The following is a 13,220-nucleotide window of genomic DNA, read 5'->3' as shown; positions in this document are numbered from 1 at the left end:
TTAGTTACCCAACTTATGAAACGATCTCGTTTTTTCAATACCATACGCATTGCATCCGTCGCTTTAGTACTCGTTCTGACCGGTGGATGTACCAATTTAGATGAAGTACTTTCTGACCGGATCACGTCCGACAACTTCCTCCAGACTAAAGAAGATGTCATCCGCGACTTCCTGCGCCCCTTCGAGCACAGCTACTGGACTATTCAGGGTGGGGCGACGTTTATGCTTCAGGAGAACAGCTCGGATGAGCTGATGACCCCCAACCGGCAGGGCGACTGGTTCGACGGTGGGCAGTTCCAGCGGGTTCATTACCACACCTGGACGCCAAATGACGGGTACACCAGTGATGCCTGGAACGCGCTCTACGGCGGGGTTACGCTGGCCACCAACACGCTGGAAGATTTGCAGGGCATTACGGACCCGGCCAGGTTCAACATGACGCAGGCTGAACTGGACGATATGATTGCCGAAGTCCGGACCCTGCGTGCCTGGCTCAACCTGCGGCTGCTGGACTTTTATCGCAACATTGTGCTGGTCAAAAAAGTAAAAGGTGAATCGCAGGGAGGTTTGCAGGTACCTCCGCAGGAAGCATTCAGTTATATCGAGCAGGAGCTGAAAGAGTCGATCCCTAACTTGCCAACCCGGCAAAGTCTGGGCGCCAACGCCATTGGCCGCTGGACCCAGGGCGGAGCTGCGGCCCTATTGGTTCGCTTGTATCTGAACGCGAAAGTATATACCGGCACCGACCATTTTGCCGATTGCGCTACCGTATGCACGGATATTCTGGCCGGTAAATACGGGCAGTACGCGCTGGAAAGCCGTTGGGATGCGCCTTTCGACTACACCAATCCAACATCGGGCGAAACGGTCTTTGGCTTTCCGGGCAGTTTTGCCCAGACCCACTGGCAGTATGATGGGGGCATGTATTTCTGGATGCTGCCGGTCAATGCTACCTTTTACTTCGGGTTCACGGATTTTGGTACAGCCAACCCGAAATATGCGCTTCAGCCGGGCCGGGATGTCGATAGTACGGAGTATAGCTTTGCGCTGGGTAAACCTTTTATAAAATTCCAGAAATACCCGGACGATGTTCGGCTGAAAACTTACAAAAACCTGGGTAACAGCAAACGGGAAGGCATGTTTTTACAAGGCTATCTGCCTTACATCAACTCAAACGGGAGAGTCGACACGGTACGCTCGACCAAAGGACCTTATCCCTTGTTTTTCCGCGATCAGGTTGGTCTGTTCCTGGGAGCTAAGCCCGGCACCAAAATTGCCGACAAGACCTCAAACATGAACAATGCCGACCAGAATTCAGGGATTACCCCGGTGAAGTATCCCTATTACCCGAGCAGCGACCTGAATAAAATCTCATCGGCTTACGCTGAAATCCGGTTGGCCGAAATCTATTACTCACTGGCCGAGTGCAAATACCGGGCGGGGGATAAAGCAGGGGCTGCGGTTCTTCTGAATACGGTTCGGGCCAGAAATTACCCAGCCGGTTCACCGAGTCTGTATAAACCAGATGGTAGCCAGTTGACCGATCAGGAGATGCTGGACGAATGGGGCCGCGAATTTTTAGTAGAAGGCCGTCGGCGTACCGACATGATTCGCTGGGGTGTATTCAATACGGGCTCCTGGTGGGACAAACAGCCGGATGCAGATAACCACACGGCGATTTTCCCCATTGGTCAAAATGTGCTTAACGTCTCTACGCAGTTAAAGCAAAATCCCGGTTATTAATCTTCGCCGTATTACCTTCCATTGAGAAGCCGTTCCGGTCAACCGCCTGTATACCAAAGCGATTGGCCGGAACGGCTTTTTTAATTTCATAACAGATTTTTTGTCCAGTAAATCATCGGCTTAGCTGTTTCCACGGCTTCATCGCGGTCGGGCCAGATCATTTCACTTTGCAGACTACTATCTCGCCGGTAACCGCGCTTTTGCCAGAATTCATCAAGGGGACGATAATCGGCGGGGCGAAGCGGGTGGTTTTCGGGGCGCTGTACGGCGCAGAAACAGGTCATTGTATACTGTTCAAATTTGCGGGCGTGGGCTTCCCGTTCATCGAAGAATTTATTGCCGATGCCCAGCCTCCGATAAGCAGGCAGCAGCACACTTTCGCCAAAGTAGAAGACGGTGTCGAGATCGTATCCCGCCTTCTGAAAAGGCATCTGCACCTCAGGAGTTTCGTCAGCGAGGGGAATTGCCGTTGTAGCCCCTACCATCCGGTTGCCATCGTAGACCGCAAATAGAAACGAACGTTCCGAGCGGGCATAGGTTTCCAGATACGTTTTCTCGTAGGCCATCGAGCCCTCGTACAAGTACGGGAAGTCATAAAATACAGCGATACGCAGGGCCGCCAAATCATCGAAAACAGATCGAAACGCGGCCCCCTCAAGCCGGACATACGTAATTGACGAAGGATTTAATTCTGGCAAAATAATGAGCGGTTTATTGATTACCCAACACCAACGACTCCCAGTGCGGCAGATTATAGTAGGTTGTAATCCGGGTGATTTTTCCGTCTGTGAGCTCAAGAAACGAACCGGCAGGCAACACATAGGTTTGGCCGGTAGCCGGTGGCAGATCGCCGTCGGTTTTCTTATAGATCCCGTTCACGACGAACTCGCAGCCGACGCGTGTACCCGTTGGCTCCGTCAGGATGACCAGATCGGTTAGGGTTTCGTTGTAACAGTCGTCCATATGCTGGAGAAACTGGCTGAATTTCTCTTTCCCGATTCGCGTATCCCCCTGGTTGCTATCGTGGCGAACATCCGGGTGAATCAGGTCAAGCATGGTGTCCCAATCTTTACGATTAAAAGCCTCGTAGTACTTGGAAACAGTATCAAAAGCAGTCATGAAATGAGAAAGTTAGTGGACAAATATATAAGGTTTGACGCCTATATTCACCCTATGTTACCACTAACCTTCTTATCGGCCTGCTTATACAAAGATCAAATTTCCGTTAATAAGTGCTTTTTGGTAATTTAACTGGTCGAACTGGTAGAGATAGGGCGATTTATGCGCTTTACCCGTCCGGCGTTCATCCAGTCGGGTCAGGATACTCAGGCCCGTAATTTTCTTGTGGAAATTTCGGGAATCGAGCGGTCGCCCGAGCACCGCTTCATACAGGCGCTGTAGTTCCGGAATCGTAAACTTTTCGGGCATCAGGTTCAGGCCAATGGGCTGCCAGTTCAGTTGCAGACGAAGGGTCTGAAGGGCCACGTTAATAATTCGGCAGTGGTCATACAGCAAAGAGGGCAACTCCCCTACGTCAAACCAGTCGCAGGCGTCCGACAGGAAATCGGCAGTAGGGGTCACTTTTGTATAATCGACCAGGGCGTAGTAGCCCATCGAAATGGTGCGGTCGGGCCAGGCACCGGAAAAGGGCATGGGCATTTTCTGGCGTTGCCAGGTATCGTCCCGGTCGTAGCGGTTCGCGTCGCCAAACAAGTGGAATTGCTGTAGAAATAACTGGTTCAGGCCCGTCCGTTCGTACAGCACCCGACTGGCGGCATCATCCACCGACTCTGTTTTATAGATGAATCCACCCGGCAAACACCACTCGTCCGTTTCTTTCCAGCGTAATAGAAACACTTTCAGCCGGGTATCATGAAAACCGAAGATGACACAATCGAGCGATACGCCTAATACGCAGTCGTTGGCTATGATTTTATAATACGAAATGAGCTTGTCGGAGTAAGTCATACGCAAGGGCAACTTTCTTTATGTTAATCGTACACAATGAAAATGAATTCGTGTATAATTACTGGTATTTTCTGATTTAGCCAATCTTTGTCGATAGCCTGTCAGGAATTCCCACCTGCGGAAGCAAATCCTCGTTCATTGCTACGGGTCATCAGAACACGAGTAGCTTCTGGATGGCAAAGGTAAATAAGTAGCTTACTACGCGCTTATTCCTGCGTCTTTGCGGTTGGAATCCTGGTAGATGATTTATCAGCAAAAACCGTTAATTTTAGTTCGGATTTTTTTCATTCATATATACTTATACAGAATCTCCCCATTTACCCCTTATCCCTCCAGGTTATGGCCTTAGTAAAGTTAACGATTAACAATCAACCACATACGATAGACGTAGACCCCGAGATGCCGCTCCTCTGGGCTATCCGTGATGTAGTTGGCCTGACCGGCACCAAATTCGGTTGTGGCATTGCCCAGTGCGGAGCCTGTACGGTTCACCTCGACGGGGCACCGATCCGTTCCTGCAGCTACCCGGCATCAGCCGCTGCGGGGCATAAAATTACCACCATCGAAGGGCTGTCGAAAAACGCCGACCACCCGGTTCAGAAAGCCTGGATCGAACACCAGGTACCCCAATGTGGCTATTGCCAGTCCGGACAAATTATGTCGGCGGTAGCCTTGCTGAAGCAAAACCCCAAACCATCCGAGGAGGATATTGATACGGCCATGCAGGGCAACATTTGCCGCTGCGGCACGTACGAGCGCATTCGGAAAGCCATTCACTCGGCTTCGACAGAGATGGCCAGCGCCCCTAAAATGCCTAAATCCACTCCTAAAATCGGCAAGCGATGAGCACGACTCCTACCTCTACAGCAACTGAAACCGGTACGAGCCGCCGGAATTTCCTGAAAGCTGCGGGCCTTACCGGAGCGGCTTTTGCCCTCGGCTTTTCATCGGCCGATTCCTTCGCCAGCCCCGTCCTGAACCTCAGTGGTCAGCCGGGTATGGGTCTGCCGGAATCCGTTGAACTGAATCCGTATATACTTATCGACAAATCGGGGCGTATTACCCTGATGAACCCACGACCCGAAATTGGTCAGGGAACTTACCAATCCATTCCGGCGCTCATTGCCGAAGAACTGGAAGTGTCGCTCGACAAGGTTACCATCCGGCAAACCGGTGGCGAAACCAAGTACGGCGGCATGTGGTCGCAGGCGGTGGGTGGCAGCGGCTCCGTTCGGGGTGGCTATATGCAGATGCGTAAAGTGGGAGCCTCCGCCCGCGAGATGCTTCGGCAGGCCGCCAGCCAGCAGTGGGCGGTGCCCATCGAGGAATGCATGGCCGAAAACGCGACCATCGTTCATAAGCCCAGCGGCAAAAAACTTACCTATGGACAGCTAGCCGAGGTAGCCGCCAAACTGCCCGTTCCCAAAGAGCCCGCGCTGAAAGACCCGAAACAGTTTTCGATGCTGGGCAAGCCCATGCCCCGGCCCGATGTCCCGCTTAAAGTAACCGGACAGGCCACCTTTGGTATCGACGCAAAAGTACCCGGCATGGTCTACGCATCCATTGAACGCTGCCCGGTATTGGGCAGCAAACTGGTTAGTTTCGATGCGTCTAAATCGCTAAAGGTCAAAGGCGTTCAGAAAGCCGTAAAAATAGAGCGCGTGGTGGGCAAGAACCGCTACGAAGGTGTAGCCATCATCGCCGACAATTACTGGGCTGCGTTACAGGGCCGGAAAGCCCTCAGCGTAACCTGGGATCACAATCAGTTCGATACCTTCAACTCGGCCAGTTTCGAGAATAAGCTTCGCGACCTGGCTAAAACAGACGGTGTGCAGGGCCATAACACCGGCGATTTTGAGAAGTCTTTTGCCGATGCGCCGAACAAAGTCGAAGCGTTTTACGAAACGCCCATGGTGAGCCACTCGACTATGGAACCCATGAATGCCCTGGCCCATTATAAGCCGGACGGCAAAGTGGAACTGTGGGTGTCCTCGCAGGGGGGTGACCTCGTTCGGGGTGACGTTGCCAAAGTGCTCAATGTAAAGCCGGACGACATCACCGTTCATATCCTGTTCAACGGCGGTGGCTTTGGTCGGCGCATTACGCAGGATTTTGCCACCGAAGCGGCTACCCTGTCCAAAACGATCGGCAAACCGGTAAAAGTCATCTGGACGCGGGAAGACGACACCCAGCTTGGTCCATTCCGACCCATGACGTTCTCGGCCATGCGCGGGGCATTATCTGCCGATGGTAAAGCCGTTGCGCTCCAGCATAAGGTCATCTCGCCGTCGATCGACGCGACGATGAACGAAACATACGATAAGACGAAAGCCGACGATACCATGCTCGAAGGAACGGGTGATCAGAAATACGAAATCCCGAATCTTAACACGCGTTACGTCCACGCCGACATTCACGTGCCCCTCACGTACTGGCGCTCGGTAACGAGTTCGACACTGGCGTTCTCGCACGAGTGTTTTATCGACGAGATGGCCCAGAAAGCCGGTCAGGACCCGCTGGCGTTCCGGATGAGCATGCTCACCAAAGACAGCGACTCCAAACGAGTACTTACGAAACTGAAAGAAGTATCGGGATGGGACAACCCACTGCCCGCCGGGAAAGGACGCGGTATTGCCCAGTGGGAATTCTTCGCCGGACTATCCGCACAGGTTGTAGAGGTTTCCAAGAACAAGACTGGTGGTATTACGGTTGATAAAGTTTACTGCGTAATTGACCTAGGTACGGTTGTGAATCCAGATACGGTAAAGGCCCAGATTGAAGGATCTATTGCCATGGCCTTGACTGCTGCTACGAAAGATGGCATTACGTTTGAAAATGGTCAGGCCGTGCAGAAGAATTTCGATGCCAACCGAATGCTCCGCATCAACGAGATGCCTACGGTAGAAGTCCATATTCTGGCCGAAGGCGGCCCCACCATCAAAGGCGTTGGCGAACCGGGCTTGCCCCCCTTCGCCCCCGCGTTGGCGAACGCTGTTTTTGCCGCTACCGGCAAACGCATCCGTAAGCTGCCTTTTGATCTGGAGAAAGTATAATTTCTGGCGGGTTGGGTTCTGGGCAAACCCGAAAACCCAACCCGCAAACCAAAAACTATGAAAGAGATCAGTCGTATTGTTGAGGTTTTTGAACAAATCGATTTTTCGCAGCGAAAAGCCGCTTTGGCAACCGTAGTCTGGGTCGAAGGGTCGTCGTACCGGCGTCCGGGAGCACGTATGCTCATCACGGATGATGGTCGCTGGGAAGGGGCCATCAGCGGGGGTTGCCTGGAAGGCGATGCCTTGCGCAAAGCCCGGCAGGTGATGCTCGACGGGCAACCGATTGTTGTTACGTACGATACGATGGACGATGGGGCCAATAGCTTTGGCGTTGGCCTGGGCTGCAATGGCATCATTGATGTACTGATTGAGCCCATCACGCCCGATAGCGATCAAAATCCCGTTGCGCTGCTGAAAGAATTTACCCAGAAACGCGATGTACGGGCACTGGCTACCGTGCTCAAGAGCAACGACTTTACGGGCCTTGCACCCGGCAACCGCTTTACGCTTACCGAAGAAAACGCAGAGTCGATACCCGGCTGGCTGCACGACGACATGCGTACGGTCTTTGAGACCGGCAAGCCGCTAACCCGCACCTATCCGGTAGTATCGGGGAGTGCGGAGGTGTTCATCGAGCGAATCGATCCCGGTATTGAGCTGATCATTTTCGGGGCGGGCTACGACGTTATTCCGGTGGCCAAACTGGCCCGCGAACTGGGTTGGCAGGTTACCGTTACCGACGATTGCATTGCGCACCTGTCGCCCAAACGGTTTCCGGTGGCTACCTGCGTGCTGTATGCAGACCGCCAGGTGGTGATCGACCAGCTTTCGATCACGAACCGAACGGCCGCCGTGCTGATGTCGCACAACTTCAACTACGACCGCGCTGTGCTTCAGAAACTGCTCACGACCGATGTACCCTATATTGGTATGCTGGGGCCGCGCAAACGGTTCGACAAGATGCAGGACGAGTTCAAAAAAGACGGCCTTGCTTTCAGCGAAACATCCCTTAACCGGGTTCACGCCCCTATTGGCCTGGACCTGGGCGCGGAAACTCCCGATGAGATTGCCCTGTCCATTATGGCCGAAATTAAAGCGTTTTTTACCCGAGGAGCCGCAGGTTTCCTGAAAAACAAGACCGGCCCCATTCACGAACGACTCTCGGGCAATACCAACGACCATCACCGGCATACCAACGGAATAGGTCTGGACGCGATTGACCTGGATACGGTCTAAACATGCGTATTGCAACAATTATTCTGGCAGCCGGTTCGTCTTCCCGTCTGGGGGGCGAGCCTAAACAGCTGCTTACTGCTAACGGAACGACACTGGTCCGACGCATAGCCGAAGCCGTTCTATCGCTTCAGACAGGCCCGGTGGTTGTTGTGCTGGGCGCTAATTCGGAACGTATTCAAGCCGAAATTAATGATCTGCCACTCTATTGGCCGGTCAACCCAAATTGGACCGAAGGGATGGCTTCTTCGCTGCGTGTGGGACTTGCCGCCTTATCGGACGAGCCCCTCGACGCTTTTCTGGTGGTTTTGACCGATCAGCCGCACGTTACAGCCGACTTGCTCCGCCAGCTTATTACCACCCAACAGGAAACAGGACGTGGCATTGTTGCCTGCCGATACGGCGAGATGGGACACCTGGGCGTTCCGGCCTTGTTCGACATCCGCTACCAGTCTGAGTTTATGCGCCTAACCGGCGATATGGGTGCCCGCAAACTTATTAAGATGTATGCCAACGACTGCGCCGAAATTTCCTTTCCCCTGGCAGCTATCGACCTCGATACATGGCAGGACGTAGATGCATGGCAACGGGCAGCGGGTTCGGGGCAGGGAGTATAGGGCAATGGGCAGGGGGCATAGGGAATGTCGCCTATGATTGGATTAGCATGCTGCCGCTCCTAATGCCCTATACCCCTGCCCCGGACCCTATGCCCTTTGCCCCAAGCCCTATGCCATCTTCCCCTTGCCCCTTGCCCATGTCCTTCGTACCTTTGCCGCCAGAATGGCACGACTCCTCGCAATTGATTACGGAATGAAACGGACCGGCATAGCCGTTACGGACCCTTTACAGATCATTGCGTCGGCGCTGGAAACGGTACCCTCTCACGAGGTGCTGAAATTTCTGAAGGCCTACCTTGTCCGGGAGCCAGTCGACGCATTTATTGTCGGCCTGCCCAAAGGGCTGGATGGCGAGGATACCGATAACACCCCGAGAGTCAGGAAGTTCGTAACGCATTTGCAGAACGCATTCCCCGATATTCCGGTTTATTGGCATGACGAACGGTTTACCTCTGTCATGGCACTAAAAGCGATGATTGCGGGCGGCAGCACAAAAAAAGACAGACGCGAGAAGGGCAACATTGACAAAGTCAGTGCCGCCATTATTCTTCAGTCATACATGGAAAGCAACCGTCTGAACCGGGATTTATAAGATTTTATTGATTTACATGATTCAGTCACTTTTTGATTCATGAGAAAATCAGGCCAATCGGTTTAATCCCACAAATCCAGGTTCAGACAATATACTATTATGATTCTCCCAATTATTGCCTACGGCGACCCGGTATTGCGGAAGCGGGCCAAAGATATTGAACCCGACAGCCTCGACGTGAAAACGCTGAGCCAGAACATGTTCGAGACGATGTATGCAGCATCCGGCATTGGCTTGGCGGCTCCGCAAGTCGGGCAGAGCGTACGGATGTTCGTGGTCGATGGCGAACCCCTGAACGAAGATGAAGCCGAAGAAGATATCGACCAGAGTCTGATTGGCTTTAAGAAAGTGTTCATCAACCCCGAGATCATTGAGGAAGCCGGCGACGATTGGGGATTTGAAGAAGGCTGTCTGAGTATTCCCGGTATTCGGGGCGAAGTGTTCCGACCCGAAATTATCGTGATCCGATACTTCGATGTCGACTGGAACGAGCACGAAGAAGAATACGACGGCATGGCCGCCCGGATCATCCAACACGAATACGATCACCTCGACGGGAAGCTTTTCACCGATTACCTCCCTTCCCTTCGCCGGACACTCATCAAGAAAAAGCTATCCGATATTTCGAAAGGAAAAACGGACGCGGAATACAAGATGAAATTCCCGAAATAACGTAGAGACGCTATACCTTGCGTCTTTTGCGTCTCCTGTATGTATGTCAAAACCATCCGGTTACTGAGACGCAAGGTATTGCGTCTCTACAGAAATCATGAACATTACTCTCCTTCAGACCAACTTGTATTGGCAAGACCCGGTGGCGAACCGCGCCATGCTGGAGGAGCGTATCTTCAATCTACCTGAACCAACGGATTTGATCGTGTTGCCCGAAATGTTTACCACGGGTTTCACGATGGACGCCCGGGCGGTGGCTGAGCCGATGAATCTTACTACGTTTCGGTGGATGAAGCAGATGGCTGCCCAAACGGGGGCGGTGGTGACAGGCAGTTATGTGGTCAAGGAGAACGGCCGCTTCTTTAACCGACTCGTCTGGATGCAACCCGACGGCCAGTTCGATACCTACGACAAACGGCACCTGTTCCGGATGGCGGGCGAAGAAGGCGTTTACACCGCCGGAACGCGTCGGATCGTGAAAGAATGGAAAGGCTGGCGTATCTGTCCGCTTATCTGCTACGACCTCCGTTTTCCCGTCTGGAGCCGAAACATCCCCCCCCCCGTACCGACGGGTTTTAACCCGTCCACAGACTTCGACTACGACCTTCTGCTATACGTAGCCAACTGGCCAGCCGCCCGCCGAAACCCCTGGAACACACTGCTGCAAGCCCGCGCCATCGAAAACCTGAGTTATGTAATCGGCGTCAATCGGGTTGGGCAGGATGGAAACGGGCACCCATACAGCGGTGACTCGGCCGTAATTGACTTCAAAGGTGAGCCGCTTTTCCGGGAAACAGACACCGAGACGGTCCACCAGCAAACCCTCTCGCTTGACGAGTTACGCGCTTTCCGAGCCAAGTTTCCGGCCAATCTGGACGCCGATACGTTTACGTTGCTCCCTTGATCGTTTCAAGTAGTTCCAGCAACTCCCGCGCACTGTTCAGCGTTGTAAACGACTTTCCTACTAATTGTTCGTCGACCACTTGTTCATGCGCCCACACGGTTGCGTAGGGGATGTGAATGGCCCGCGCTCCAATGTGTACCACCGGCAGTATGTCCGATTTCAGGGAGTTGCCGATCATCAGGAAATCGGCAGGCTGGACGTTGTATTTCTGTAAAATCCGCAGGTAGGCCTGTTCATCCTTTTCGCTTACGATTTCGACGTGCTTAAAGTAATGCCCCAACCCCGACCGGGCAATCTTACTCTCCTGATCGAACAGATCACCTTTGGTCAGCACCATCAGATCAAAATGTTTAGAGAGCGTTTCCAGCACCTCGGCCACTCCGTCGAGCAATTCGATCGGGAAGTCCAGCAGTTTCCGGCCAACATTAATGATTTGCTGAATCTCCGTCCCCGTAATTGTCCCATTCGTGAGTTCAATTGCTGTTTCAATCATGGAGAGCATAAAGCTCTTGGCTCCGTAGCCAAAGGTGTTGAGGCTACGAATCTGCGCGTCGTAGAAGCGTACGGCCAGCGTCTCTTCATCAACGTGATGGGAGAGCATTTCGCAAAGCTTTTGTTTCACATCCACGTAATTAGGTTCATTGACCCACAGCGTATCGTCGGCATCAAAAGCGATTAGTTTCATAGACGTCTTGGTTAATGGGTAAAAGCAACAAAGATAGCTGGTCGCCAGAATCTTATTTAGTTACCAGCCATTGCATTAATTTGATTTGCGTACCATTCGGTAATTCCGCAATTTGCCCCCCGTTCTTAACGCAATTATTACCGTCATCTCTATGCAGTTCACAGAGCAGGATCAGGACCAGATTTTGGTTCAGGGCGTTTCACTCGACCAGATCGATCAGCAGATAAATTATTTCATTCACGGCTTCCCTTATCTAAATGTTATTAAAGCAGCGACCATAGGCGATGGCATCGTTCGTATCGATGAAGACCAGCTGTCCGCTTACATCCATCGTTTTGACGAAGCGGCTCACGATCGCACCCTGGTGAAGTTTGTACCCGCATCGGGAGCCGCAACCCGGATGTTTAAATCGCTGTTTGCGGGACTCGATGGCAAGTTCGATAAATCGGTCGATGAAGTGTTTGCGCGCCTGACTGATTTCGCATTCTACGAAGATTTGAAAGCCGCTATGGCTGCTAAAGGGCAGGATCTGGATAAAGCCGTTGCCGAAAACGATCGGATAACCGTTCTAAAATTTATCTTAACCGAAGAGGGGCTGGACTACGGCAGTCTGCCAAAAGGGCTATTGAAGTTTCATAACTATGCCGACGGTGCCCGAACACCCGTTGAAGAGCATCTGGTTGAAGGCGCAGCCTATGCCAATTCCGATGGACTGGTGAAAATCCACTTTACCGTTTCGCCCGAACACCGTAGCCGCTTCGAGCAGTTGATCGACGAACAAAAAGCGGACTATGAAGCCTGGCTTGGCGTGACGTTCGATATTAGTTTTTCGGAACAAAAGAAATCGACGGATACTATCTCGGTCAACATGGATAATTCACCGTTTCGGAATTCAGACCGCAACGGCGGACCGGGCTCACTCTTATTCCGTCCGGCAGGACATGGCGCACTCATTGAAAACCTGAATGACATCGACGCCGATATTGTCTTCATCAAGAATATTGACAACGTGGTTCCCGACGAAATAAAGGAGCCGACCATTACCTACAAAAAAGTACTGGCGGCTGTGTTGCTCGACGCCCAGCAGCAGATTGCCCGTTTACAGGGATTATTGAACTCGGAGGAAGTAAGTGACGGCTATCTGGCCGAAGCGGACGAACTTCTCCAACGGACGCTGTATACGTTACCACCGGCAGGCTTTGCTGAGCTATCGAAAGCCGAGAAACTGGATTACCTCCGTCGGAAACTGGACCGCCCGGTTCGCGCTTGTGGCATGGTTAAAAACGTTGGTGAGCCAGGTGGCGGTCCCTTCTGGGCCAAAAATCAGGATGGCTCGGTATCGCTGCAAGTAGTTGAATCAGCGCAGATTGATTTAACCGATGCCGGTCAGAAAGCCATTTTTGATGAAGCAACGCACTTTAACCCCGTCGATCTGGTGTGTGGCCTGAAAGACCATACCGGCAAGAAATACGATTTGCCCGCCTACCGCGACCCACTCACGGGATTCATTACCGCCAAATCGAAAGATGGAAAAGACCTCAAAGCGCAGGAATTGCCCGGCTTGTGGAACGGCGCTATGGCCGACTGGAACACGATTTTCGTTGAAGTTCCGCTCATTACGTTCAACCCGGTAAAAACAGTGAACGATTTGCTGCGGAAAGAACACCAACCTTCGGAGTTGGAATAGGTCTTGACAGCAATTAGTTATAAACTAATAAGTGGTAAGTAATAAGGGTCTGTTTTATCAGAGACT

13 protein-coding genes are annotated in these 13,220 nt (G+C 52.4%); 9 read left to right on the top strand and 4 right to left on the bottom strand.

Annotated elements, in window-relative coordinates; all coding sequences use genetic code 11:
• The first annotated feature begins 15 nt into the window (after positions 1-15).
• Positions 16-1,743, top strand: coding sequence for a RagB/SusD family nutrient uptake outer membrane protein (locus CRO74_RS25505; RefSeq protein ID WP_097130171.1), 1,728 nt, complete (start codon positions 16-18; stop codon positions 1,741-1,743).
• Between the two features lie 86 nt (positions 1,744-1,829).
• On the opposite strand, the gene CRO74_RS25500 is transcribed toward CRO74_RS25505, so the two are convergent.
• The 3 genes from CRO74_RS25500 to CRO74_RS25490 form a co-directional block, all read right to left on the bottom strand.
• On the bottom strand, positions 1,830-2,441 hold the full coding sequence (locus CRO74_RS25500) for a GNAT family N-acetyltransferase (protein ID WP_394341918.1): 612 nt from the start codon (positions 2,439-2,441) through the stop codon (positions 1,830-1,832).
• Positions 2,442-2,454: 13 nt separating this feature from the next.
• A complete protein-coding gene (locus tag CRO74_RS25495; RefSeq protein ID WP_097130170.1) occupies positions 2,455-2,862 on the bottom strand; it encodes a ketosteroid isomerase-related protein in 408 nt (135 codons plus the stop codon).
• 84 nt (positions 2,863-2,946) lie between these two features.
• Positions 2,947-3,711: an NUDIX hydrolase gene (locus CRO74_RS25490; RefSeq protein ID WP_097130168.1), complete on the bottom strand. Its 765-nt coding sequence runs from the start codon at positions 3,709-3,711 to the stop codon at positions 2,947-2,949.
• A gap of 339 nt (positions 3,712-4,050) precedes the next feature.
• Here CRO74_RS25490 and CRO74_RS25485 point away from each other — a divergent pair, with 339 nt between their 5' ends.
• The 7 genes from CRO74_RS25485 (at position 4,051) to CRO74_RS25455 (ending at position 10,782) form a co-directional block, all read left to right on the top strand.
• A complete protein-coding gene (locus CRO74_RS25485; RefSeq protein ID WP_097130166.1) occupies positions 4,051-4,557 on the top strand; it encodes a (2Fe-2S)-binding protein in 507 nt (168 codons plus the stop codon).
• A complete protein-coding gene (locus CRO74_RS25480) occupies positions 4,554-6,764 on the top strand; it encodes a xanthine dehydrogenase family protein molybdopterin-binding subunit (protein ID WP_097130163.1) in 2,211 nt (736 codons plus the stop codon). Before CRO74_RS25485 ends, CRO74_RS25480 begins: the two co-directional genes overlap by 4 nt.
• 57 nt (positions 6,765-6,821) lie before the next feature.
• Positions 6,822-8,000, top strand: a complete 1,179-nt coding sequence (locus CRO74_RS25475) for an XdhC family protein (RefSeq protein ID WP_097130161.1) — start codon at positions 6,822-6,824, stop codon at positions 7,998-8,000.
• Positions 8,001-8,002: 2 nt separating this feature from the next.
• Complete coding sequence (locus CRO74_RS25470) at positions 8,003-8,614, top strand: nucleotidyltransferase family protein (protein WP_097130160.1); 612 nt, start codon at positions 8,003-8,005, stop codon at positions 8,612-8,614.
• A 163-nt stretch (positions 8,615-8,777) separates the two neighbouring features.
• Complete coding sequence (gene ruvX / locus CRO74_RS25465) at positions 8,778-9,206, top strand: Holliday junction resolvase RuvX (RefSeq protein ID WP_097130158.1); 429 nt, start codon at positions 8,778-8,780, stop codon at positions 9,204-9,206.
• Positions 9,207-9,305: 99 nt separating this feature from the next.
• Positions 9,306-9,878: a peptide deformylase gene (gene def / locus CRO74_RS25460; protein ID WP_097130157.1), complete on the top strand. Its 573-nt coding sequence runs from the start codon at positions 9,306-9,308 to the stop codon at positions 9,876-9,878.
• Between the two features lie 97 nt (positions 9,879-9,975).
• Entirely contained in the window at positions 9,976-10,782 is an 807-nt protein-coding gene (locus CRO74_RS25455) for an amidohydrolase (protein ID WP_097130156.1), read from the top strand.
• Here the strand turns inward: CRO74_RS25455 and CRO74_RS25450 are convergent.
• The gene (locus tag CRO74_RS25450; protein WP_097130155.1) at positions 10,766-11,467 is read right to left on the bottom strand and encodes an HAD family hydrolase; all 702 of its coding nucleotides are present in this window, start codon (positions 11,465-11,467) and stop codon (positions 10,766-10,768) included. The two genes, CRO74_RS25455 and CRO74_RS25450, sit on opposite strands and share 17 nt — an antisense overlap.
• 151 nt (positions 11,468-11,618) lie before the next feature.
• Here CRO74_RS25450 and CRO74_RS25445 point away from each other — a divergent pair, with 151 nt between their 5' ends.
• Complete coding sequence (locus CRO74_RS25445; RefSeq protein ID WP_097130153.1) at positions 11,619-13,154, top strand: DUF4301 family protein; 1,536 nt, start codon at positions 11,619-11,621, stop codon at positions 13,152-13,154.
• Positions 13,155-13,220 lie beyond the last annotated feature (66 nt).

This window comes from Spirosoma fluviale (assembly GCF_900230225.1).
GTDB lineage: Bacteria > Bacteroidota > Bacteroidia > Cytophagales > Spirosomataceae > Spirosoma > Spirosoma fluviale.
This window is presented reverse-complemented; position numbering and strand designations above follow the sequence as displayed.

Coding starts and splice junctions, on each gene's coding strand:
- CRO74_RS25505 (WP_097130171.1), top strand. CDS start 16: ATGAAACGATCTCGTTTTTTCAATACCATACGCATTGCATCCGTCGCT.
- CRO74_RS25495 (WP_097130170.1), bottom strand. CDS start 2,862: ATGACTGCTTTTGATACTGTTTCCAAGTACTACGAGGCTTTTAATCGT.
- CRO74_RS25490 (WP_097130168.1), bottom strand. CDS start 3,711: ATGACTTACTCCGACAAGCTCATTTCGTATTATAAAATCATAGCCAAC.
- CRO74_RS25485 (WP_097130166.1), top strand. CDS start 4,051: ATGGCCTTAGTAAAGTTAACGATTAACAATCAACCACATACGATAGAC.
- CRO74_RS25480 (WP_097130163.1), top strand. CDS start 4,554: ATGAGCACGACTCCTACCTCTACAGCAACTGAAACCGGTACGAGCCGC.
- CRO74_RS25475 (WP_097130161.1), top strand. CDS start 6,822: ATGAAAGAGATCAGTCGTATTGTTGAGGTTTTTGAACAAATCGATTTT.
- CRO74_RS25470 (WP_097130160.1), top strand. CDS start 8,003: ATGCGTATTGCAACAATTATTCTGGCAGCCGGTTCGTCTTCCCGTCTG.
- ruvX (WP_097130158.1), top strand. CDS start 8,778: ATGGCACGACTCCTCGCAATTGATTACGGAATGAAACGGACCGGCATA.
- def (WP_097130157.1), top strand. CDS start 9,306: ATGATTCTCCCAATTATTGCCTACGGCGACCCGGTATTGCGGAAGCGG.
- CRO74_RS25455 (WP_097130156.1), top strand. CDS start 9,976: ATGAACATTACTCTCCTTCAGACCAACTTGTATTGGCAAGACCCGGTG.
- CRO74_RS25450 (WP_097130155.1), bottom strand. CDS start 11,467: ATGAAACTAATCGCTTTTGATGCCGACGATACGCTGTGGGTCAATGAA.
- CRO74_RS25445 (WP_097130153.1), top strand. CDS start 11,619: ATGCAGTTCACAGAGCAGGATCAGGACCAGATTTTGGTTCAGGGCGTT.